Source organism: Streptomyces sp. NPDC050548, assembly GCF_044457385.1.
In the GTDB taxonomy this organism is placed as follows: domain Bacteria; phylum Actinomycetota; class Actinomycetes; order Streptomycetales; family Streptomycetaceae; genus Streptomyces.
This window is the reverse complement of record NZ_JBITGV010000021.1, coordinates 89567-111690: the sequence shown is the minus strand read 5'-3', so window position 1 is coordinate 111690 and position 22124 is coordinate 89567. Positions and strand designations below refer to the sequence as shown.

Below are 22124 nucleotides of genomic sequence, written 5' to 3'. Positions count from 1 at the left end.
CTACGCTTCACCCACCGGTCACAGGGCCGGTCGGCCGTGCACTGGCCGCACCCATGGGGGGTCAATTCCCGTGCGTATCCGCACACTTCCGGCTGCCGTCGCGACGGCAGCCCTCTTCAGTTCCGTGCTGCTCAGCGCCGGACCCGCGGCTGCCGACACCAGCGTGCCGATCAGCGTCGGCGACGTCCGCGACACGGTCGTCGACGGCGCGCACCAGCGCCTCTTCATCAGCGGCGACAGCGTGATCACGGTCGTCGACTACACCGGCAAGGTGATCCAGACCCTCACCGGCCTGTCCGGGGTTTCGGACCTCCTGCTGAGCCCCGACGGCGGCACGCTCTACGCGGCGGTCACCGGCGCCGACAAGATCGTCGCCTTCGACACGACGACGCTCACGCAGAGCGCCGAGTACCCGACCGGCGCCGGAACGGCGCCGCGCCACATCGCGCTCACGCAGGGCCGGATCTGGTTCGGCTACGGCGACCAGTGGGATTCCGGGCTCGGCGAGGTCGACCTGACCGCGAGTCCGGCAACCGTGAAACTCGACCTCGCCGGCGGCCACGACTTCGCCAGCACGCCGCTGCTGTACGCCGACCCGTCCGACCCGGACACCCTGGTCGCCCTGGACGGCGGCATCAGCACCGGGCCGATCGTCGTCTACGACGTCTCCTCCGGCACCCCGGTCATCCGCGTCACGAAGGACGAGGGCGGCTTCTACAGGGACGCCGCGCTCGCTCCGGGCGCGCAGTCGATCGTGGTGGTCGGGCAGGGGTACCGGGCGGTGACCGAATACCGGCTCTCCGACCTCGCGAAGGTGCACGAGTACCCGGTCAAGGACGAGCCGGAGACCGTCACGGTCGCCCCGGACGGCACCATCGCGGCAACCGCGCTGGACACCGAGAACACCGGCGACACCTACGTCTTCCCCGGCGGCGCCGACGCCCCGGCCAGCGTCCGCAACCTGTCGGACGAGTGGATGCCCTGGGGCGGCCATTCCACATCCTGGTCCGCGGACGGCTCCAAGTTGTTTGTGCTGACCGGATCATCCGGCTCCATGCAGTTCCAGACGGTGGACGAGCCCCGCAAGTACGTCACCAAACTCGCTGTCAACGCGCCGGCCACCGCCCCGCGTGCCAAGACCCTCACCGTCAAGGGCACCCTCACCGCCGGTCTCGTACCGCCTGCCGGGACACCGGTGAACGTCGTGCGCACCGACCTGCTCTCCCCGTCGGGCAAGTCCCTGGGCACCACAGTGCTGGGCGCCGGCGGCGCGTTCTCGTTCACCGACGTGCCTCCGGCCGGCGGCGCGGTCCGCTACACGGTGACGTATCCCGGGGATGCCGCGCACACCCGGGCGTCCGCCTCGGACACCGTCACCGTCTCCCGCACCGCACCGGCCCTGACGCTCACCAACAACAAGAAGACGTACGACTACGGCAAGAACGTCGTCTTCACCGCCCACCTCGGCACCACCTACACCAACCGCACGGTGGAGATCTGGGCCGACCCCTACGGCCCGGACAAGCCGAACAAGCTGATCAAGAGCGGCAAGGTGGACGCGCACGGCAACCTGACGGCGACCGTCACCATGTCCCGCGACACCGCGGTGAGCGCCGTCTTCAAGGGCGATCCCCGCTACAGCCCGCGGACCGTCAAATCCACCGCGTACGCGCACGTCAAGACCGCCAGCTCGCTGTCCAAGTACTTCCGCACCGCCACGATCGGCTCGACCCGTTACCGCTACTACCACAAGAACACCGACGCGGTCCTGACCACCACGATGACGTACTACAAGAGCCGCAAGGAACGCCTGGACCTCCAGGTCTACTCCAACGGCAGGTGGTACACGACCGACTCGGAGTACTTCGCCCTCGGCACGAACGGCAAGAGCATCGTCAACCTCGGCCACCCGGGAACCGCGGGCGTCCGCGCCCGGGTCCGCACGTCGTACCTCGATCCCGCCTCCGGCGACAACGTGAACACCACGACCTACGGCGCCTGGCAGTACTTCTACTTCACCAACTGACCAACGCAGCCCCCGGGACGGGCGGTGACGCGGAGACTTATGTCCGTTTCCGTTTCAGTCACCGCCCGGCACCCCTCACGCCGCACAGCCCGACCGCAACCCTCACCGAGTCACCCCGGACCAGGGGCCCAACTGTGTTCTGACCGGGTCTGTACGCTCACCGGCCGATCGCCGAGGCACTGGTCGCCGCCGGGAAGCACGTTCTGTGCGAGAAGCCACTGGCCGGTTCACTCGAAGACGCCCGCGCGATGGCCGAGTTGGAACGGTCCTCCGATGTCGTCACCGCCGTCGGATACACCTTCCGCCGCTCCCCCGGCATCGCCGCGATCCGCGATCACGTACAGCGCGGCGAGTTGGGTGACCTCACTCTCTTCAGCGGTCGCTACTGGTGCGACTACGCCACCGACCCCAAGGGGCCGCTGAGTTGGCGTTTCAAGGGAGGTGCCGGTTCCGGCGCGCTCGGTGATGTCGGCTCGCATGTCATCGACGCCGCCGAGTACGTAGCCGGGGCCATCACCTCGGTCTCCGGTGCCACACTGTCCACCCAGATCCCGAAGCGTCCGCTGCCGCTGGGCGCGGTCGTCGGGCACAACGCGGCCCCCGTCTCGGACGAGTTCGGCGAGGTGGAGAACGAGGACACCGCGTCCTTCACCGCCCGTTTCGAGTCCGGGCTCATCGCTACCTTCTCCGTCACCCGTACCGGTTTCGGGCTGCCCAACGGGCTCGCGTTCGACGTCCTCGGGGTCGGCGGCCGGGCCGCCTTCGACCAGCACCGGCCGGCCGAGTACCTGTTCGACGACGCCCAGCCCGACGCCCGGACCCGAGGTGCCCGGCAGATCATCGCCGGACCCCAACTGCCGTACTTCGCGGGCGGGGTGCCGATGGAGGCACCTGGTGTCGGGGCCAGCAACGCCGACAACTTCACCTATCAGGCCCGGGCGTTCCTCGACCAGGTCGCGGGCGTCGCCGAACCGCTGCCCGCCTGCGCCACGTTCGCCGAGGGGCTGCGGACCATGGAGATCATCCGCGCGATCGTCGAGTCCTCGCAGGCCCACGGCGCCGCCGTCACGGTCCCGCCCGCCGTCTGACCACCCACAACGCACCCGTCCAAGGAGCACCCGCATGTCCCTCAAGCTCGGCGCCTACACCGCCTGTCTGCACGACCGCCCGCTGGCCGAGGCCCTCGACATCCTCAAGGAGAACGGGCTGACCTCCGTCGAGGTCAACACCGGCGGCTTCATCCCCTCCCCGCACTGCCCGGTCGACCTGCTGCTGTCCTCGGCGACCGCGCGCGAGGAGTACCTGGCGACCTTCGCGGACCGCGGGATGGAGCTGACGGGCCTCAACTGCAACGGGAATCCGCTCATTCCGCTCCCCGGGGTCGGCCCGAAGCACGCCGACGACCTGCGCCGTACGATCCGCCTGGCGGGGCTGCTCGGAGTGCGGCACGTGGTCACGATGTCCGGCACGCCCGGCTCCGACCCGGACGCCAAGTACCCCTCCTGGGTGGTGAATCCGTGGGACGGCGTCTACATGGACGTCCTGGACTACCAGTGGGGTGTGGCGGTCGAGTTCTGGAAGGAGATCGACGCGCTGGCACGAGACAACGACGTCCGGGTCGCCATCGAGATGCACCCCCACAACCTCGTCTTCTCCCCCGTCACGCTGAAGCGGCTCGTCGACGCGACCGGCGCGACCAACGTCGGTGCGGAGATGGACCCTTCGCACCTGATGTGGCAGGGCATGGACATCGTCGCCTCGATCAAGTGGCTGGGGCCGCTGGTGTTCCACGCCGCCGCGAAGGACGCGACGCTCTGCCCCGGCGCCGACATCCGCGGGGTGCTGGACACCTCGTTCACCCGCGTGCCCGCCGACGCACCCGACAAGGTGCCCACCGGCTACGGCTTCTGGTGCAACTCCTGGCCCGAGAACCCGGCGTGGAAGTTCGTCGCCGTCGGTATCGGCCACGACGTCGCCTACTGGACCGAGTTCCTGCGCGCCCTCGCCGAGGTCGATCCGGACATGGCCGTGAACATCGAGCACGAGGACGCCGCCTACTCCCAGACCGAGGGGCTCGCCCTGGCCGCGAAGAACCTGCACGCCGCCGCGGCGGCCGTCTGGGCCCAACTGCCCGAGAGCGGTGCGTTCCAGAGCGCACCGCTCTCGGGCATGCACCAACTCACCTGAAAACTCAGGTGGATTCACGGACCACGAGGCGGCAGGGAACGCTGTGGAGGCCGGGCGCCGGCTTGGAGCCGATGGCGTCCAGCAGTAGCAGAGCGGCCCGCCTGCCGACCTCGGAGAGATCCGTGTCGATCGTCGTCAGGGGCGGACGGGACGCCAGCGCCATCACATCCCAGTTGTCGTAGCCCACGACCGCGACCTGGCCGGGGACGTCCAGGCCGTTCTCGCGCAGGGCGTCGGCGACGCCTCTCGCGATCTGGTCGTTGCCGCAGAAGAAGGCGTCCGTGTCCGGTGCCGTGCGCAGCACCGCTTGGGCGGCGCGGCGGCCCCATGCCTCGCTCCACTCCCCGAAGTGGACCCGGCCGGTGGTGAGTTCCATGGAGGACTGCTTGAGGAATTCGAGGGTGTGCTGGGCGCGGTCGCGGGCCGCCGCGTGGTGGGCCGGGCCGGTGATGTGTGCGATCCGGGTGCGGCCGGTGGCCAGCAGATGCTCGATGGCCAGCTGGGCTCCGCTGCGGTCGTCGGACACGACGGAGATGTCGTCCGGGTCGGTGGAGGGCGAGAGCGCGTAGACCGTCGGGATCGGTTCGACGCCCTTCAGGGGCGGACGCGGGTCGGTCCGTCGGCCGGTCACGATGATGCCGTCCACCCGGCGGCCCATGAGATTGCTCAGGTGGTGCTGCTCGCGGATGGCGTCGCCGCGCGTGTCGCACAGCAGCACGGAGATCTTTCCGGCGCCGAGCGCGTCCTCGGCCCCGAGGAGGACGGGTGTGCTGAAGCGGCCGATGCCGTCCGTCGTCATCAGCCCGACGGTCCAGCTGCGGCCGGTGTGCAGGCTCTGTGCCTGCTGATTGGGGCGGAAGTCGAGCTCCTCGACGGCGTCCAGGACCCGCTGCCGGGTTTCCGGGCGCATGCTTCCACTGCCGTTGAGCGCCTTCGAGGCCGTCCCGACACTGACACCGGCCAGTCTGGCCACATCGGTGAGCTTCGCCCGCCCGGTGGGCGGAAGGCTTGGAACGGCGGTCACACGCAACCCTTTTCCTAGATGACGTCGTCTGCTGCATCCTGACACCGTTCGCGGCAGCTGGCCAGTCCCACGCCAGGCGAAGAAAATGTTTGCGCAGGGCCTTGACGAGCATGCGAACCCGTTCCTACCTTTCCGGGCAGAAAAACGTTTTCCTCGACGAGTTCAGAGCGAGTTCCAGAGACGGAGCAACGCCCCGTCCGCCCGCAGCGACACCCTGACGCGCATCGCACGTCGGGTCCCCGACTCGTGCTTCCGCCTACCTCTCCGGAGAGCCATGCCCCGCCCTCATTCCGTTGCGCCTTCCTCCTCGGCACCGGCCCCGTCCGAACAAGCGGGCAAGACCACCGGGCCCGTCCGTCTCGGGCCAGGGGCCAAGGCCGCATTGGCGCCTGCCGACGTCGAGGTGCGCGCCGGCTTCTGGAGCACCCGCCGCGAGGTGAACGCGCGGATCTCTCTCCCGCAGGGACCCCAACTCCTTGAATCCGCAGGGAACTTGAACAACCTGCGGCTGGCGGCGGGCGCGGTCGAGGGCGAGTTCCGGGGCGCGTACCCGTTCGTCGACACGGACGTCTACAAATGGCTGGAGGCGGCGTCCTGGCAGCTGGCCCAGGGGCCCTCGGCCGCGCTGGAGGCCGACATGGCGCGGATCGTCGACCTGGTGGCCGACGCGCAGCAGCCCGACGGCTACCTGAACACGTGGTTCCAGCTGGTCAAGGGCGGCGAGCGGTACAAGGACCTGCGCTGGGGCCACGAGCTGTACTGCGCCGGCCATCTCATCCAGGCGGCGGTCGCCCACCACCGGGCCACCGGTCGGACCCAACTCCTCGACGTGGCACGGAAGTTCGCCGACCACATCGACTCCGTGTTCGGCCTTCCCGGGAGTGGAAAGCCGATCGACGGTATCGACGGTCACCCCGAGGTCGAGACCGCCCTGGTGGAGCTGTACCGGGAGACCGGTGAGCGCCGCTACCTCGATCTGGCCGGCTACTTCGTCGACCGGTTCGGCCACGGTCTGCTGGGTGGCGAGGCGTACTGCCAGGACCGGGTGCCACTGCGCGAGGCGGACACCGTGGAGGGCCACGCGGTACGGCAGTTGTACCTGCTGGCCGCCGCGGCCGATCTGGCGACCGAGACCGGGGACGCCGAACTCCGGGCGGCGGGCGAGCGGTTGTGGCGGGCGATGACCGTCACCAAGACCCACCTCACCGGCGGGCTCGGCGCGCACCACGACGAGGAGGACTTCGGCGACCCGTACGAACTGCCCAACGAGCGGGCGTACTGCGAGACTTGCGCCGCCATCGCGTCGGTCCAGTGGAGCTGGCGGATGGCCCTGCTCACCGGCGAGGCCCGCTACTCCGACCTGATCGAACGCACCCTGTACAACAGCTTCCTCGCCGGGGTGTCGCTCGACGGCGAGCGGTGGCTGTACGTCAACCCGCTCCAGGTCCGCGACGGCCACACCGACCCGGGCGGCGACCAGTCGGCCCGCCGCACCCGCTGGTTCCGCTGCGCCTGCTGCCCGCCGAACGTCATGCGGCTGCTGGCCTCACTGGAGCACTACCTGTCGTCCGGCGACGAACAGGGCCTGCAGATCCACCAGTTCGTGACCGGCCGGTACTCCTACGGCGCGATGTCCGTGCGCGCCGAGACCGGCTATCCCTGGCACGGCACGATCGCCTTCACGGTCGAGGAGACTCCCGAGCGGCCGTGGACCCTGTCCTTGCGTGTCCCGCAGTGGTGCCGTGAATTCCGGCTGCGGGTCGGGGAGTTGTCGTACGACCAGACGGACGCGCCCCTCTCCGACGGCTGGCTGCGGCTCGAACGGAGCTGGGCGCCGGGCGACTCGGTGATCCTGGAGCTGCCGCTCGACCCCCGCCTGACCGCGGCCGATCCCCGCGTGGACGCCGTGCGCGGCTGTGTGGCGATCGAACGCGGCCCGCTCGTGTACTGCCTGGAACAGGTGGACAACCCCGGCGGCGGCCTGGACGACATCGTCCTCGACCCCAGCCGCCCGCTTGCCCTGGACCACCGCCCGGATCTGCTCGGCGGGGTCACCGCCATCGTCGTGTCCGGCCACCGCCGGCGTATCGCCGACCCGGGCTGGTGGCCGTACGTCTCCGCCGGCGGCAAGGCACCGGAACCGGACGGTGATGCCGTCGAGTTCACCGCCATCCCCTACTACGCCTGGGCCAACCGCCAGGACGGCGCCATGCGCGTCTGGCTGCCCACCTCTTGAACCCCTGCCCCGTCTCCACGAGCCGCACCAAGACAACGAGGTCACCGTGAGAAACACCCGCCGCACCCTCCTCGCCGCCATGGCCACCGTCGGCGCGCTCACCGCTGTAGCCGCCTGCGGGGGCGGTTCCGACTCCTCCGCCTCCGGTTCCGGTTCCGGGAAGACCGGAGGGACGTACAACTTCTGGGACCCGTACCCGCAGTTCGACGCCTCCTCGGCGTGGGGCAAGCTCGTCGCCAAGTGCGGCACGGACGCCGGGGTCAAGGTCAAGCGCACCAGCATGGACACCACGGACCTGGGCAACAAGGCCCTGCTCGCCGCCCAGCAGGGCAACGCCCCCGACGTGATGCTGGTCGACAACCCGGTCGTCTCCACCCTCGTGGAAGCCGGCATCCTCAACAAGACCAGTGACCTGGGCCTCGACACGTCAGCCATCCAGAAGAACATCCTCGGCGCGGGCGTCATCGACAACGCCTCCTACGGGGTGCCGATCGGCGCCAACACCCTCGCGCTCTACTACAACAAGAAGATCCTGGCCGCGGCCCACGTCGACCCCGCGTCCGTCAAGGACTGGGCCTCGCTCACCGCCGCGCTGCAGAAGGTCAAGTCGGCGGGCAAGAAGGGCATCACGTTCTCCGCGATCAACACGGAGGAGGGCAGCTTCCAGTTCCTGCCGTGGTTCTGGGGTGCGGGCGGCGACCTGACCAAGCTCAACTCGGACAAGGGCGTCGCCGCGCTGTCGCTGTGGAAGCAGTGGGTCGACGGCGGATACGCACCCAAGGACGTCCTGCAGAACACCCAGACCACCAGCTGGCAGGAGTTCGCCACCGGCGACTACGCGTTCGGCGAGAACGGCACCTGGCAGCTCGGCAACGCGGACAAGGCCGGCTTCGCGTACGGCGTCATCAACATCCCCGGGCAGAACGGCGGTTCGGCGCCGGTGCCGACCGGCGGCGAGTTCGTCACCGTCCCCGTACAGAAGGACACCTCCCGCTACGACGTCAGCAAGAAGATCGTCACCTGTCTGACGAACTCCGCGAACCTGCTGACCACCGACACGACGTTGACGTACGTGGCACCCACCGCCGCCGTGCAGGCCCAACAGGTCAAGCAGACCCCGGAGTTGAAGCCGTGGGTCGCTGCGGTGGCCGCGGCGCGCGGCCGCACAAGTGACGACCTGGGCACGAAGTACCCGACGATCTCCCAGCCGATGTGGACCGCCGTGCAGAACGCCCTGTCCGGCGGCAAGAGCCCGCAGGCGGCCCTCGACACCGCTCAGACGGCCGCGAGCAAGGGCTGACACCCGGTCTCCACACTCCTCCGGAAACAGCACCGCCACCCGCATCCAGGAGTACGCATGACCATCGCCCGCGTCGACCGCCGCTCGCAGCGGTCCCCGGCCTCCCCGGCCAGGTCCGGGGCGACCGGCACCGGACAACGGACCGACGCGTCGGGCCTACGGCGCCGACAGCGCCGTAGGAGCCGGCTCACCGCGCTGGCCTTCGTCACCCCGCTGGTCGTGTACCTCGCCGCCTTCTACCTCTATCCGCTCTACCGCAATCTCGACCTGAGTCTGCGCTACTACACCGTCCGGTCGTTCGTGCAGGGGGACGCGCCCTTCTCCGGCCTCGCCAACTTCAGGACCGTCCTGGACGACCCCACGTTCGGCCCGGCGATGCGCCACACCGTGATCTTCACCTTCGCGTCGATCGCCTTCCAGTACGCGGCCGGGCTCGCTCTCGCGGTCTTCTTCAACCGCCATTTCCGGCTCGCCGGCACCCTGCGCGCCCTGTTCCTGATCCCCTGGCTGCTGCCGCTGATCGTGTCGGCGTCGACCTGGTCGTGGATGTTCAACAGCGAGTCCGGTGTCATCAACTACGCCCTGCACTTCGTGGGCGTGTCCCCGGTGGACTGGCTCAACTCGCCGGACTGGGCGCTGACTTCGGTCGTCATCGCGAACATCTGGATCGGCATTCCGTTCAATCTCGTCATCCTCTACAGCGGGTTGCAGAACATCCCCGCCGAGCTGTACGAGGCGGCCTCGCTCGACGGGGCGGGCGCCTGGCAGCAGTTCCGCCGGATCACTTTCCCGCTGCTGCACCCGGTGTCGGCGATCACCCTGCTCCTCGGGCTCGTCTACACGCTCAAGGTGTTCGACCTGATCTGGATCATGACCAAGGGCGGTCCCGGCGACGCCTCCTCCACCCTCGCGACCTGGTCGTACCAACTCGGCTTCGGCACGCTGCTGCCGAAGTTCGGCCCCGGCGCGGCCGTCGGCAACATCCTCATCCTCATCGCGCTCGTCTTCGGCCTGCTCCACATCCGCGTCCAGAGGAGGCAGGAAGCGTGAAGTCCCGTACGGGAAAACGCCGTTACACCGTCATCGGGGTCCTGCTGACCGCCGTGATGCTGTTCCCGGTGTACTGGATGCTGAACGTGTCCCTCACCCCGCAGCAGGACATGCGCAAGGACCCGCCCGACCTGCTGCCCCTGCACCCCACCTTCGAGGGCTACCGGGCCGTCCTGAACGACCAGTTGCCCTTTCTGGGCACCAGCCTGCTCATCGGCCTGGGCACGGTCGCCCTCACCCTGGTCCTCGCCGCCCCGGCCGGATTCGCCCTGGCCAAGCTCCGTCCTCTCGGCGGTGGCACCCTCGGACTCGCCCTGCTGGTAGCCCAGATGATCCCGGGCATCGTCATGGCGATGGGCTTCTACGGCATCTTCCTCGACCTCGGTCTGCTCAACTCCTGGTGGGGACTGATCGTCGCGGACTCCACGATCGCCGTGCCGTTCGGCGTGATGATCTTCACCGCGTTCATGTCGGGCATCCCCGGCGAGCTGCTCTCCGCGGCCCGCATCGACGGCGCCGGCACCTGGCGCACCTTCGTGTCCGTGGTGCTCCCGGTGAGCCGCAACGCGATCGTCACGGTCTCGCTGTTCAGCTTCCTGTGGGCCTGGTCCGACTTCGTCTTCGCCAACACCCTTGACGGCGGCGGCGATCTGCGGCCGATCACCCTCGGCATCTACAAGTACATCGGCAACAACAACCAGGAGTGGAACGCGATCATGGCCACCGCCGTCGTCGCGTCGATCCCGGCGGCCGTGCTCCTGGTCCTCGCCCAGCGTTATGTGGCGGCGGGCGTGACCGCCGGTGCCGTCAAGGACTGATCCGTGGCCCACGGTGCGGGCCGCCCAACAACTTACGGAGAGCCGCATGTCGTACCTGAGTCACCGTCACCGTTCCAGAGCGCCCCTCGGCCGCGTCGGCGTCGCCGTGCTGGCGACCGCCCTCGCCGCCGTCGCCCTGACGGGCGCCCCCGCCCGAGCCACCCCCACCTCGTCCACCACCCTGGTCGTCGACGCCGCGCAGACCTTGCGCTCCGTCAGCCACGTCGCCACCGGCAGCCTCTACGGCCTCGCCACCGCGAGCACCCCCGCCGACAGCGTCGTACAGGCCCTGAAACCCAACACGTTCGTCCAGATGGCGCCCGGTGGCAGCCAACTCCCCAACGGAGAGCCCGCACCGGCCGGCGACGCCCTGGTCGTCGCCCCGAAGGCCGCGGCGGCGGGTGCCAAGGTCGTCGTACGGATGCCGGACTGGTACCCGAACTTCCCGTACCAGTGGGTGAGTTGGAGCAACTGGCTCTCGGCGGTGGATCAGCAGGTCGCCGCGGTGAAGTCCTCGGGAGCCACCAACATCAGCGCGTACGAGCTCTGGAACGAGCCGGACTGGACCTGGGACACCACCAACGCGGGGGCCTTCGACGCCGGTTGGACGCGCACGTTCAAGGAGGTCCGCGCCAAGGACGCCAACACCCCGATCCAGGGCCCGAGTTACTCGGTGTGGAACCAGTCCTGGATGACCACGTTCCTCACCGACGCCAAGGCCGCCGGCACGGTCCCCGACGTCATCGCCTGGCACGAACTCCAGGGCAGCTCCGGCATCGCCGCCCATGTCGCGGCCTACCGCGCGTTGGAGAGCAGCCTCGGCATCAGCCCGCGTCCGATCGCCATCGAGGAGTACGGCACGCCCACCGAGATGGGCGACTCGGGCGCGCTCATCGGCTACGCCGCCAAGTTCGAGCGCGCGGGCGTCCGCGACGCCGAACTGGCCTTCTGGAACCACTACGGCACCCTCGGCGACACCCTGACCGACACCGGCGGCTCGCCCAACGGGTCGTACTGGACGTACAAGTGGTACGGCGACATGTCCGGGACCATGCTCACCACCACACCGCCCGCGCAGACCGGCATCGACGGTCTCGCCTCTCTCAACGGCGCGCGCAACCAGATCAGCGTGATCGCGGGCGGCTGCACCGGCTCGTGCGCGGTCACGGTCAACGGGCTCTCGTCCCTGTCGGCCTACGGCAGCACCGTGCACGTCAAGCTGGAGTACAGCCCGGGCACGGGCCGCACCACCGCCTCCCCGGGCCCGATCACCGTCTCCGACACGGACTACTCGGTCTCGAACGGCTCGATCACCGTGCCGGTCACCATGAACGCGACCGACGGCTACCACCTGACGATCACCCCCAGCGGCACCTCGACATCCCTGGCCGGGCGCTACCAGATCACCAACAAGAACAGCGGCCTCGCCCTGGACACCCTCAACGCGGGTACGGCACAAGGCACTTCGGTCGTCCAGGCCACGTCCACGACCGGCACCGATCAGAACTGGACCCTCGTGGCGGCGGGCCAGGGCCTCTACAAGATCGTCAACCAGAAGAGCGGCCTGCTGCTCGGCATCACCGACGCGGGCACCAGTGACGGCGGCACGGCTCTGATCTGGGGCGACAACGGCACCGCCGACCACCTCTGGCAGGTGATCCCGGCCCGCGACGGCTACGCCAAGATCGCCAACTACAACAGCGGGCTCCTGCTCGGCGTCGACCAGATGAGCACCACCTCCGGCGCCCAGGTCCTCCAGTGGTCCGACAACGGCACCGCCGACCACCTGTGGAGACTCACCGCGCGCTGAGACGATCGCGCCGGTTCTGCCGTGTGCCGTGGCGCTCCCCGCGGATAGGGTGGACGGTGATCGACAGTGACGGGCTGGGTGAGGGCGACGGACGGCGTGGGCGGTGCCGAGGAGAGCGGGAACAGGGGTACCGGGCGCCCGACGTCACGGGACGTCGCCCGGCTCGCCGGCGTGTCGCACACCGCGGTGTCCTTCGTGTTCAACGGCCGGGCCGAGGGCAACCTCTCCCCCGCCACCCAGGAACGCATCCGGCAGGCCGCTGCCCAGCTGGACTACCGCCCCGACCCGGTGGCCCGCGGTCTGCGCCGGCGCCGTACGGCCGTGATCGGGCTGGTCACCGATGAGATCGCGTCCTCGCCGTTCGCCGGCCGGCTGCTGCGCGGCGCCATGGAGACCGCCTGGGACAGGGACCATCTCGTCCTCACCGTCGACTCCGGCGGTGACCCGGCCAAGGAGGACGCGGCCGTCGCGGAACTGCTCGACCGGCGCGTGGACGGCATCATCTACGCGGCCATGTCACTGCGCCGGGTCCGCGTCCCCGAGGGCCTGCACCGCACCCACTCCGTGCTGGCCAACTGCCTTCCCGAGGACGACTCCCTGCCCGCCGTGGTCCCCGCCGAGCGCACCGGTGGCCGTACCGCGGCCCGGCTGCTGCTCGGTGCGGGCCACCGCCGGCTCGCCGTGATCGGAGGTCTGGACGACATCGCCTCGGTGGAACGTACCCGCGGCTTCCGCGACGCGCTGCGCGCCGAGGGCGTCACCGTGCCCAAGGAGTGGATCGTGCGAGGTGGCGGTGAGATCTCAGCGGGGTACGCGGGGGCGCTGCGTCTGCTCGAAGGGGTCGAGCCGGGCCGCCGTCCCACTGGCGTCCTCTGCTACAACGACCGGGTCGCGGCGGGCGTCCTGCACGCCGCGACCCGGCTCGGGATCGACGTGCCCGCCGAGCTGTCCGTGGTCGGTTACGACGACCAGGAGCACATGGCCGCGTTCCTCACCCCGCCGCTCACCTCGGTCGCGCTGCCGCACCGGGCGATGGGCGAGGCGGCGGCCCGACTGCTCCTGGACGCGATCGAAGCGGGCCGCACGCCGCCGGCGACCGTCCGCCGGTTGGCGTGTCCTGTAGTCAGTCGGGCTTCCGTGGGCCCGGCGCCCAGTCGGTGACCTGGGTGCGTGGCCTGTGCCTGACGCGTCCCGTGGTCGGTCGAGCTTCCGTGGCTCCGGCGCCCACCCCGTGACCCGGGTGCCCGGCCCCGTGCCTGACGTGTTCTGCGGTCAGTCGCGCCCGCCTGGGTTTGGCGCCCTCTCGGTGACCCGGGTGCCTGGCCTGCCCAGCGGTCAGCCGGACCTCCGTGGCTCCGGCACCCACCCGGTGCCCCGGGCACCGAACCGCGTGTGACCTGCCCCCTGGTCAGCCGCGCCTCCCTGAGTTCCGGCACCCACCGCGTGACCCGCGCACCCTCCCCGCGCCTGCCGAGGCCCATGGCCGACCGCGACTCCGTAGGTCCGGCACCCACCGGGTGACCCGGGCGCTCGACCCGAGGGTGACCTGCCCCCTGGTCAGCCGCGCCTCCCCGGGGCCGGGACCCACCCGGTAACCCGGACACCCGACCCGAGCGTGACCTGCCCCATGGTCAGCCGCGCATCCCTGAGCCCGACGTCCGCTCGGCAACCGGCGCACCCGACCCGCGCCTGCCCCGCCCTGTGGTCAACCGCGAGTCCACGGGTCCGGCGCCCACCCCGTGACCCGGGCACCCGGCCCCTCGATAACCAGTTCGGCGATGTCGCCCGGGCGGCGGTAGACGCGCTCGGTGACCATGGCCCGGTCCGCGACGAAGAGTTCGAGGAGCGAGCCGTCGACGAGCAGCCGGAGCGCGAGTTCCGGTGCCTTCGGGACGTGCACGGTGATCGGGGCGGAGCCTTCCCTGCCGGTCCGGGGCCAGGCGGTGCGGTCGAGGACGACGGTCCCCGAGTCGGGGTCCGCCCGGACGGTCAACTCCCGCCCCGCCGCGTCCCGGAGCAGACTCACCGTGGTCGGTCCGCACGCGGTGACCGTCAGGTCGTAGGCGGATGGAAGCGGAACCCGGCCCGGCCCGGTGACGAACGGCTCGGCCGGGCGCAGCAGTTCGAGTTCCGGGGCCGGGGTCACACGTAGAGAACCGTCCGGGTGAACGTCGACCACCCGGGGTGCCGTGAGTACGCCTGCCCATCCGGCCCGATCCGTCTCCTCCTGCTCGCGGGCCTCCCACGACCAGCCCCACAGCAGTGTGCGGTCCGGCTCCTGGAGCACGGCGGGAGCGTAGAAGTCCCGCCCCTGGTCGAGCCGGCCGCCGACACGCGGCGCGAATCTCAACGCGCCCCGGCTAGCAGGCTCCAGACAGCCCGTCAGATACCCCGTGGTGCAGGGATCTCCATCCCACAGGGACACCAGGAGCACGTGGTCGCCGCCCGCCGTCCGGTACAGGTGCGGGCACTCCCAGCCCACCGACTTGTCGCCGAACACACCTGCGGCCACAGGGTCGTTGCCGTCCAGCAGCACACCGGCGAACCGCCAGTCGGTCAGGTCGTCGCAGTCGTAGAGCAGGACCGACGGTGTGCCGTCGGAGTGTCCGGCGCCGACGAGGGCCCAGCGCCGGTCATCGAAGCGGAAGACGAACGGGTCGCGGAACATCACCACGTCCAGGCCCGACGGCGGGCCCGCCACCACCGGCGTCGGCAGCGGCTTCCACTCGGTCAGCCGCTCGTCGTCCGGGTCCGCCGCCCGTGCCAGGCAGATGGTGCCGAGTCCGGTGTGGGTACGGTCAACTCCCGTGTACACGGCGGTCGGTGTGCCGGCATCGTCGGTCACGCAGCCCGACCAGCAGCCGGCCTCGTCGGGGCCGCCGGGCGTCGGGGTGAGCGCGATCGGGTGGTGCTCCCAGTGTGCGAGGTCGGTGCTGGAGGCATGACCCCAGTGGACGTTCGCGTGCACCGGTGCGTCGGGATTGTGCTGGTAGAAGAGGTGGTAGCGGTCCCGCCAACGGAACGGCCCGTTGGGGTCGTTGATCCAGCCGGCGGGCGGACGGACCCTGAAACGCGGCGCGTTGGGGTCATTGCTCAACGGTTGACTCCTGCCGAGGTGATGCCCTCACGCAGAGGGCGCTGGCCGACGACGAACACGGCGAGGGCGGGGAGCATCGAGAGGACGACCCCGGCCAGGACCACCGAGATCGACCCGGTGCCGAGGTTGCCCTGGAGGGAGACCAGCCCCAGCGGAAGCGTGTAGTTCTGGCCGGAGGTCTCCAGGATCAGCGGGCGGAAGAACTCGTTCCAGTGGTAGTTGAAGGCCAGTACGCCGACGATCGCGAGGCCGGGCGCGGCCAGTGGCGCGTACACCGAGCGGAAGATCCGCCAGGGCCCGGCGCCGTCCAGCATGGCCGCCTCGCCCAGGTCCTTCGGCATCCCGAGGAAGTACTGGCGCATCAGGAACGTGCCGAAGGCCGTCGGGAAGGCCGGGATGATCAGGCCGAGGAGGGTGTCGGTGAGGCCCATCGACTTCAGCACCAGGAACACCGGCACGATGGTGACCTGCAACGGCACCATCATGGTCGCCAGGACCAGGCCGAAGAGCGGCTTCTTGAAGCGGAACTCCAGTCGCGCGAAGGCGTATCCGGCCAGGCCCGCCGTGATCATCTGGCCTACGGCGATCAGTGCCGTCACGAGAGTGGAGTTCAGGGCGAGCAGCCATACGTCGATCTGATCGAAGACCCCGCGGTAGGCCGCGGTCGTCGGGTGCGTCGGGATGATCTGCGGGGGCAGGTCGAAGGACTGGGCCGGAGTGCGCAGCGAGGTGGCGACGGTCCAGATGACCGGGCCCAGGGTCAGCAGGGCGCACACGGTCAGTGCGGCGATCCGGGCCCAGGGGGCGAGTGAGTACCGTACGCGGCTCAGGGTCGGGGTCGCTTTCACGGTCGGAGTTGCTTGGCTCATGGCACTCATGCGGCTCACCGGCTCACTGGTAGTGGACGAAACGCCGGCTGAGCCGGAACTGGACGGCGGTGACCGCCATGATCAGCGCGAAGAGCAGCACGCCCACCGCGGACGCCTCGCCGAAGTCGAGCTGCTCGAAGGCCCTCTCGTAGATCACCATCACGACAGTGCGGGTGGCGTCGCCGGGCCCGCCGTCGGTGAGGACATAGGGCTGTTCGAAGACCTGGAGGGCGTTGATGATGCCGACCACCGACGCGACGAGCAGCGTCGGCGACAGCAGCGGCAGCGTGATGCCGAGGTGCTTGCGCAGGCCGGTCGCGCCGTCGAGGGCGGCGGCCTCGTGGATCTCCTTGGGGATGTTGTTCAGACCGCCGACGAACAGCAGGAACGAGAAGCCGAACTGCTGCCAGACGTAGACCAGGATCACCGTGGCCATCGCCGCGTGCTCCGAGGTCAGCCAGGGCACGGGCGCGACGCCGACCAGGCCGATCAGCCAGTTCACCACCCCGAAGTCCTGGTTGAACAGGTACTTCATCACCACCGAGATGGACGCGGCGGACAGTACCAGGGGGAAGAAGAACGCCGAACGGAACAGCGACCGCAGCCACACCGGCATCCGCGCGTTCAGCGCGAGCGCCAGCGACAGCGCGATCAGCAGTTGCAGCGCGACCGCGAGGACCATGAAGACGAGCGTGTTGCGGAAGGAGACCAGGACGGTCGAATCCGTGAAGGTGGTGCGGTAGTTGGCGCCGCCGGCGAAACGGGGCGGGTCGATCACGTTCCAGTGGAACAGGCTCAGTACGAGGGACCCGATGATGGGCACGACCGTGAAGACCACGATGCCGACGACCGTAGGCGCCAGGAACAGCGCGGCCAGCAGCCGGGAGCCGCGGTCGCGGACGGACGGCCGTACGGCGGTGTCGGCGGGTGGTGGTGTGGCGGGCCGCGAACGTACGCCCGGCGCCTCGGAGTTGGGGACCTGAGTGTTCGTCATATCTCACGCTCCATGGCCCGCTCCAGGTCGCCCTGCATCCGGCGCAGCGCGGGACCCACCGCACGCGGCGAGGCCAGCGCGGTGCCGGTGTACTTGAGCAGGACGTCGGTCACCCCGGCGACCTGCGGCGGCGCGGGGATCGGGCCGGTGTCGGGAAACCGGTCGAGGGTGTCGTAGAAGACCTGCCAGTGCGCCGGACCGCTCTCGGCGTAGCGTGCGGCGGTCAGCATCGAACGGCGGGCCGGGGTGGTCTGGTTGCCCTGGAACAGCCGGGTCATGGTGTCCTTGCGGGCCGCGTATTTGATGAACTCCCAGGCGGCTTCCTGCTTCTTCGAGGTGCGCAGCAGCGCGTAGCCCGCCGCGCCGAACTGGTGCCGCTGGGAGCGCCAGCGCGGGAAGTACTGCACGTCGTAGTCGGCGGCCGGCATACCGGCCAGGTGCAGGCCGCCCGCCCAGAAGCCGCCCGCCGGTGTGACGCCGACGCGGCCGGTGGAGAACACGCCGACCAGATTGCTGCCGTTGCCGCCCTCGGGCCGGGTGCACAGGTCCTCCTGGACGAGGGAGGCGAGATAGTCGTACGCCTCCTCGACCCGGTCGGCGGTGGCCTGCGGGGTGCTCCAGCGGAAGCCCCCGCCGCGGCCCTGGCGGTCGGCGGCCGGGTAGAAGGCGTCCCACAGCCAGGAACCGCCGGGCGCCTTCGACTCCTTCAGCAGGTTCGTGCCGTTCGCGAAGAGCCAGGGGACCACGCCGCCCCACAGCCGGTTGGTCCAGAAGTACGGCGTGAAGTGCGCGTCGCCGGCGCGCTTCATCTCGCGCAGCAGCGCGGTGAAGTCGTCGCGGCTCCAGTCGGGCGCCGGGAAACCCGCGCCCGCCCGCTTCAGCACCTGTTTGTTGAGGTAGATGTCGGCGGCGTTGAACTCCAGCGGGAGTTGGTAGAGGGACCCCTCGTACATCATCGACTCCACCAGCGAGGGGTGGACGTCGGCGAAGTACTCGCGCAGCTCCGCCGCGTCCCGCCGCACCCAGCGGTCCAGGGGCACGCCGAGCTTCCGGGCGAACAACTGCACGCCCTCGGTGGCCACATACACCAGGTCGGGGGCGGTGCCCGCGGCGATCTGCGTGAGGATCTTCGCGAAGAAGTCCGACCAGTCGACGGCCTGTACCGCGTTCACCCGCAGCGGGATGTCGGGGTGGAGGCGGTGGAAGCCCTTGGTGAGGGCGTCGACGGTGGCCGGGTCGAAGGCGGAGCCGAGGGTGGCGACGACGAGGGAGCCGTCGTCACGGCCGGGGATGTCGGCTCCCGTGAGCCGGTCCCAGCTCGCGGCGGTCCCGGCCAGGGCGGCTGCTCCGGCCCCGTACGCGCCGTACCGCAACAGCGTGCGGCGGGGGATGTGCGAGTCAGTCATCAACGGGCCTAACTCGTGTTAGTTCAGGGGTGATGCCCAGATGATGGGAACCGGGCGGTGGACCTGTCAAGGGTCGGGAACGCTTGACCTTCAACGGGTTAGGCCCCTTGACCTTTAACGAGTTAGGTCTACAGTCCTCGTTCACATGAGCCGCACGAGAGGAACGATGTGCCATGCCCGGAACGTCGGGGATTTCATCGGGGATTTCCAGGAGATCACTGTTCGCGGGATCGGCAGCGGGCACCGCCGCCGCGCTACTGCCCACCGGAACGGCCACGGCCGGGACCAAGGCCGAGGCCAAGTCCAAGTCCGTTGCGACCGGGGCGAGTTACCGCGCCGCGTACCACTTCACCGTCCCCGAACAGTGGAAGAACGACCCGCAGCGGCCCGTCTGGATCGACGGTGAGTACCGTTACTACTACCTCTACAACGCCGACTACTTCACGGGAGCCGTCGGCACCGCGTGGCGCCTGGCCACCACCACGGACCTGGTCTCCTTCATCGACCACGGGGTCGCCGTGCCCAAGGACACCACACCCAACGGCGATCTCTGGTCGGGTTCGGCGGTGGTCGACACGGGCAACACGGCCGGATTCGGCGCGGGTGCGGTCGTCGTCATCGTCACCATGTCCCCCGGCGGCGGTACCGACCACCAGGAGCAGTTCCTGTACTACTCGACCGACGGCGGTCTCACCTTCACCAACCACGGGACCGACCCCGTCCTGCCCAACCCCGGCGTCGCCGACTTCCGCGACCCCAAGGTGATCCGCGACGAGGACCGGGGCCGCTGGGTGATGGCCCTCGCCGAGAACGACAAGGTCGGTTTCTACCACTCCGACGACCTCAAGTCCTGGACGTACGTGGGCGGTTTCGTCCATGACGGCATCGGCGTCCTGGAGTGCCCCGACCTGTTCCGCATCACCGCCGGCGACGGCACCGTGAAGTGGGTGCTCGGCGTGAGCGCCAACGGGAAGGGCTCGGGGCTGCCCAACACGTACGCCTACTGGACGGGTTCCTTCGACGGCAGCGCGTTCACCGCCGATGCGAGTGACCCGCAGTGGCTCGACCACGGCTGGGACTGGTACGGCGCCGTCACCTTCGAGAAGCGGGACGCGAGCGGCGCGGTGGACGCGGCGGCCCGGTACGCGATCGGGTGGGTGAACAACTGGGACTACGCCAACACCACCCCCACCATCGACTGCGACGGCTTCAACGGCACGGACTCCGTCGTCCGGGAGATCACGCTGAAGCAGGCGTCCGACGCCACCTACTACCTCGCCTCCCGGCCCGTCGCCGGCCTCGACTCGTACGTCTCCCGCACCGTGAACCTGGGCGACGTGACCGTGGACGGCACGAAGGTGCTCGACTACACCGGTATCTCCTACGAGGTGACGACCGAGATCGAGTGGTCCCAACTCACCGGCGCGGGCCTCCAGTTGAGGCGCTCGCCCGATGGTGGTCGGCACATCGACGCCGGTGTCTACGCCGACTACGCCTTCCTCAACCGGCGCAACACGGTGAACGCCGACACGTCCGGCAAGTGGCAGGAGAGCCACACCCCGGTCGACCCGTCCGCCGGCACGGTGAAGCTGCGCATCCTGGTGGACCGCACGTCCGTGGAGATGTTCGTCGACGACGGCCGCTACGTGCACACCAGCCAGGTGTTCCCGTACCTGCTCGACACCCGGCTCGCGCTCTTCACGATCGGCGGCAGCGCGGTGTTCCGGAACACGGTGATACGCGAGTTCGCGGTGTGATTCTCGGTGTCTGTCGATGTCACAGAATCGGGGCGCCGGTTCGTCGTCCGGGAGATCGGCATCCCACAACGGGGTGCTCAGCGATGCAGTCCCCACAGAACCGGAGAAAGCGTGTTCGCCGCCTACATCACGGTCACCCTCCTCGGCGCGGTGTTCAACGGTGCCGCCGCCGTCACCTACCTGATCGGCCATGAATACCCCAAGACCCAGGCGGACATGAAGGGCATACCCCGGAAATGGGTACCGGTTCTGGGCTTGCTGCTGGCAGCGGGCACCGTGGGGCTGCTGGTCGGGCTCGCCGTGCCGCTCCTGGGAACCCTCGCCGCTGCCGGACTCGTGCTGTACTTCATCGGCGCGATCATCGCCCACCTGCGGGTGGGCTCCCGCAGCATCGTCGGCGGGATCGTGTTCCTCGCCACCGCGACGGCCGCCCTGACTTTGGGCCTGCTCCACCACGGCGCCTGACAGCTGCCGGGGATCAGCGGCCACATCGGGAACAGCAGGTCCGGTCCGCGGGGTTGCACCGGCAGAGGGGCCGATGCCGTACGGGCGGAAAACACGGCGACCGCGAGGTCGTCCGTCCCGCCGGGATTCGGGCCCCAGGATGGTGGTACACCCACCACGCTCCGTGGACCGCGACGCATTTCCTGTTGGAGGACTTCTCATGACTGGCCGGCCCTTGACGCTGATGGCAGTGCACGCCCACCCCGACGACGAGGCCACCTCGACCGGAGGGGTCCTCGCGCGGTACGCATCGGAAGGCATCCGCACGGTTCTCGTGACCTGTACCGACGGCTCGTGCGGTGATGGACCGGGAGGTGTCAAGCCGGGCGATCCCGGCCACGATCCGGCTGCGGTCGCCCTCATGCGCCGCCAGGAACTCGAAGCGAGCTGCGAGGTCCTGAAGATCAGCGATCTGGAACTGCTGGACTACGCCGACTCCGGGATGATGGGCTGGCCCAGCAACGACGCCCCCGGATCCTTCTGGCGGACCCCCGTGCCGGAAGCCGCGGCGCGGCTCGCGGACCTCATGCGGCACTACCGGCCCGATGTGGTCGTCACGTACGACGAGAACGGCTTCTACGGCCACCCCGACCACATCCAGGCCCACCGCATCACGATGGCGGCCATGGAGATGACCGACCTGACACCGAAGGTCTACTGGACCACGATGCCTCGCTCTGCGACGCAGCGGTTCGGCGAGCTCCTGCGCGAGTTCCACCCGGACATGCCGGAGCCGGACCCCGCCGAGGTCGCCGAGATGGCCAAGATGGGCCTCCCCGACGACGAGATCACCACCTGGGTGGACGCCACCGCGTTCAGCGGCCAGAAGTTCGACTCGCTGGCCGCGCACGCCAGTCAGGGCGACAACATCTTCTTCCTCAAGATGGGCAAGGAGAGGTTCGGTGAGTTGATGGGCATCGAGACCTTCCTCCGCGTCCAGGACACCACCGGCACGGCCGTACCCGAGAACGACCTCTTCGCCGGACTGCGCTGACCATCCCGTCACCCTGCCGTCCGGCCGGGAGAGCGCGGCGTTCCCCCGTGCC

17 protein-coding genes are annotated in these 22124 nt (G+C 69.6%); 12 read left to right on the top strand and 5 right to left on the bottom strand.

The features are described from left to right. Positions 1 to 70: 70 nt before the first annotated feature. From ACIBJH_RS40530 to ACIBJH_RS40520, 3 genes are all read left to right on the top strand, one after another. Positions 71 to 2026, top strand: coding sequence for a beta-propeller fold lactonase family protein (locus ACIBJH_RS40530; protein WP_399121950.1), 1956 nt, complete (start codon positions 71 to 73; stop codon positions 2024 to 2026). A gap of 149 nt (positions 2027 to 2175) precedes the next feature. Beyond that, positions 2176 to 3114 (top strand): Gfo/Idh/MocA family protein, encoded by a 939-nt coding sequence (locus tag ACIBJH_RS40525; protein WP_399121990.1) that lies wholly within the window; start codon positions 2176 to 2178, stop codon positions 3112 to 3114. A gap of 34 nt (positions 3115 to 3148) precedes the next feature. Next, entirely contained in the window at positions 3149 to 4213 is a 1065-nt protein-coding gene (locus ACIBJH_RS40520) for a sugar phosphate isomerase/epimerase family protein (RefSeq protein WP_399121949.1), read from the top strand. Between the two features lie 4 nt (positions 4214 to 4217). Here ACIBJH_RS40520 and ACIBJH_RS40515 read toward each other — a convergent pair whose 3' ends face one another. Then, on the bottom strand, positions 4218 to 5237 hold the full coding sequence (locus tag ACIBJH_RS40515; protein WP_399121948.1) for a LacI family DNA-binding transcriptional regulator: 1020 nt from the start codon (positions 5235 to 5237) through the stop codon (positions 4218 to 4220). A gap of 274 nt (positions 5238 to 5511) precedes the next feature. On the opposite strand from ACIBJH_RS40515, the gene ACIBJH_RS40510 reads away from it, so the two are divergent. The 6 genes from ACIBJH_RS40510 (at position 5512) to ACIBJH_RS40485 (ending at position 13612) form a co-directional block, all read left to right on the top strand. Further along, entirely contained in the window at positions 5512 to 7473 is a 1962-nt protein-coding gene (locus ACIBJH_RS40510; protein WP_399121947.1) for a glycoside hydrolase family 127 protein, read from the top strand. A 46-nt stretch (positions 7474 to 7519) separates the two neighbouring features. Continuing rightward, positions 7520 to 8773: an extracellular solute-binding protein gene (locus tag ACIBJH_RS40505; RefSeq protein ID WP_399121946.1), complete on the top strand. Its 1254-nt coding sequence runs from the start codon at positions 7520 to 7522 to the stop codon at positions 8771 to 8773. 57 nt (positions 8774 to 8830) lie between these two features. Continuing rightward, positions 8831 to 9823: a carbohydrate ABC transporter permease gene (locus tag ACIBJH_RS40500; RefSeq protein WP_399121945.1), complete on the top strand. Its 993-nt coding sequence runs from the start codon at positions 8831 to 8833 to the stop codon at positions 9821 to 9823. Continuing rightward, positions 9820 to 10641 carry a carbohydrate ABC transporter permease gene (locus ACIBJH_RS40495; RefSeq protein WP_399121944.1) on the top strand — a complete coding sequence of 274 codons (822 nt, stop codon included), beginning with the start codon at positions 9820 to 9822 and terminating at the stop codon, positions 10639 to 10641. The genes ACIBJH_RS40500 and ACIBJH_RS40495 overlap by 4 nt, the downstream gene beginning before the upstream one ends. A gap of 46 nt (positions 10642 to 10687) precedes the next feature. Then, positions 10688 to 12451, top strand: coding sequence for an RICIN domain-containing protein (locus ACIBJH_RS40490; protein WP_399121943.1), 1764 nt, complete (start codon positions 10688 to 10690; stop codon positions 12449 to 12451). 96 nt (positions 12452 to 12547) lie between these two features. Further along, on the top strand, positions 12548 to 13612 hold the full coding sequence (locus ACIBJH_RS40485; protein WP_399121989.1) for a LacI family DNA-binding transcriptional regulator: 1065 nt from the start codon (positions 12548 to 12550) through the stop codon (positions 13610 to 13612). A gap of 544 nt (positions 13613 to 14156) precedes the next feature. On the opposite strand, the gene ACIBJH_RS40480 is transcribed toward ACIBJH_RS40485, so the two are convergent. The 4 genes from ACIBJH_RS40480 to ACIBJH_RS40465 are packed head-to-tail and all read right to left on the bottom strand — an operon-like array spanning position 14157 to position 18817. Further along, on the bottom strand, positions 14157 to 15548 hold the full coding sequence (locus tag ACIBJH_RS40480) for a glycoside hydrolase family 32 protein (RefSeq protein ID WP_399121942.1): 1392 nt from the start codon (positions 15546 to 15548) through the stop codon (positions 14157 to 14159). Continuing rightward, positions 15545 to 16417, bottom strand: coding sequence for a carbohydrate ABC transporter permease (locus ACIBJH_RS40475; protein ID WP_399121941.1), 873 nt, complete (start codon positions 16415 to 16417; stop codon positions 15545 to 15547). The genes ACIBJH_RS40480 and ACIBJH_RS40475 overlap by 4 nt, the downstream gene beginning before the upstream one ends. Before the next feature lie 22 nt (positions 16418 to 16439). Beyond that, a complete protein-coding gene (locus tag ACIBJH_RS40470; protein WP_399121940.1) occupies positions 16440 to 17411 on the bottom strand; it encodes a carbohydrate ABC transporter permease in 972 nt (323 codons plus the stop codon). Beyond that, the gene (locus ACIBJH_RS40465; RefSeq protein WP_399121939.1) at positions 17408 to 18817 is read right to left on the bottom strand and encodes an extracellular solute-binding protein; all 1410 of its coding nucleotides are present in this window, start codon (positions 18815 to 18817) and stop codon (positions 17408 to 17410) included. Before ACIBJH_RS40465 ends, ACIBJH_RS40470 begins: the two co-directional genes overlap by 4 nt. A 173-nt stretch (positions 18818 to 18990) precedes the next feature. Here ACIBJH_RS40465 and ACIBJH_RS40460 point away from each other — a divergent pair, with 173 nt between their 5' ends. From ACIBJH_RS40460 to ACIBJH_RS40450, 3 genes are all read left to right on the top strand, one after another. Further along, a complete protein-coding gene (locus tag ACIBJH_RS40460; protein ID WP_399121938.1) occupies positions 18991 to 20574 on the top strand; it encodes a glycoside hydrolase family 32 protein in 1584 nt (527 codons plus the stop codon). Positions 20575 to 20685: 111 nt separating this feature from the next. Then, on the top strand, positions 20686 to 21039 hold the full coding sequence (locus tag ACIBJH_RS40455; protein WP_399121937.1) for a DoxX family protein: 354 nt from the start codon (positions 20686 to 20688) through the stop codon (positions 21037 to 21039). Positions 21040 to 21238: 199 nt separating this feature from the next. Further along, positions 21239 to 22072 carry a PIG-L family deacetylase gene (locus tag ACIBJH_RS40450; RefSeq protein WP_399121936.1) on the top strand — a complete coding sequence of 278 codons (834 nt, stop codon included), beginning with the start codon at positions 21239 to 21241 and terminating at the stop codon, positions 22070 to 22072. The last annotated feature ends 52 nt before the right edge of the window (positions 22073 to 22124 follow it).

Excerpts from the sequence above, each read along its gene's own strand:
- ACIBJH_RS40510 (WP_399121947.1), top strand. The coding sequence starts at position 5,512 with ATGCCCCGCCCTCATTCCGTTGCGCCTTCCTCCTCGGCACCGGCCCCG.
- ACIBJH_RS40450 (WP_399121936.1), top strand. The coding sequence starts at position 21,239 with ATGACTGGCCGGCCCTTGACGCTGATGGCAGTGCACGCCCACCCCGAC.
- ACIBJH_RS40465 (WP_399121939.1), bottom strand. The coding sequence starts at position 18,817 with ATGACTGACTCGCACATCCCCCGCCGCACGCTGTTGCGGTACGGCGCG.
- ACIBJH_RS40460 (WP_399121938.1), top strand. The coding sequence starts at position 18,991 with ATGCCCGGAACGTCGGGGATTTCATCGGGGATTTCCAGGAGATCACTG.
- ACIBJH_RS40500 (WP_399121945.1), top strand. The coding sequence starts at position 8,831 with ATGACCATCGCCCGCGTCGACCGCCGCTCGCAGCGGTCCCCGGCCTCC.
- ACIBJH_RS40490 (WP_399121943.1), top strand. The coding sequence starts at position 10,688 with ATGTCGTACCTGAGTCACCGTCACCGTTCCAGAGCGCCCCTCGGCCGC.
- ACIBJH_RS40520 (WP_399121949.1), top strand. The coding sequence starts at position 3,149 with ATGTCCCTCAAGCTCGGCGCCTACACCGCCTGTCTGCACGACCGCCCG.
- ACIBJH_RS40475 (WP_399121941.1), bottom strand. The coding sequence starts at position 16,417 with ATGAGCCAAGCAACTCCGACCGTGAAAGCGACCCCGACCCTGAGCCGC.
- ACIBJH_RS40470 (WP_399121940.1), bottom strand. The coding sequence starts at position 17,411 with ATGACGAACACTCAGGTCCCCAACTCCGAGGCGCCGGGCGTACGTTCG.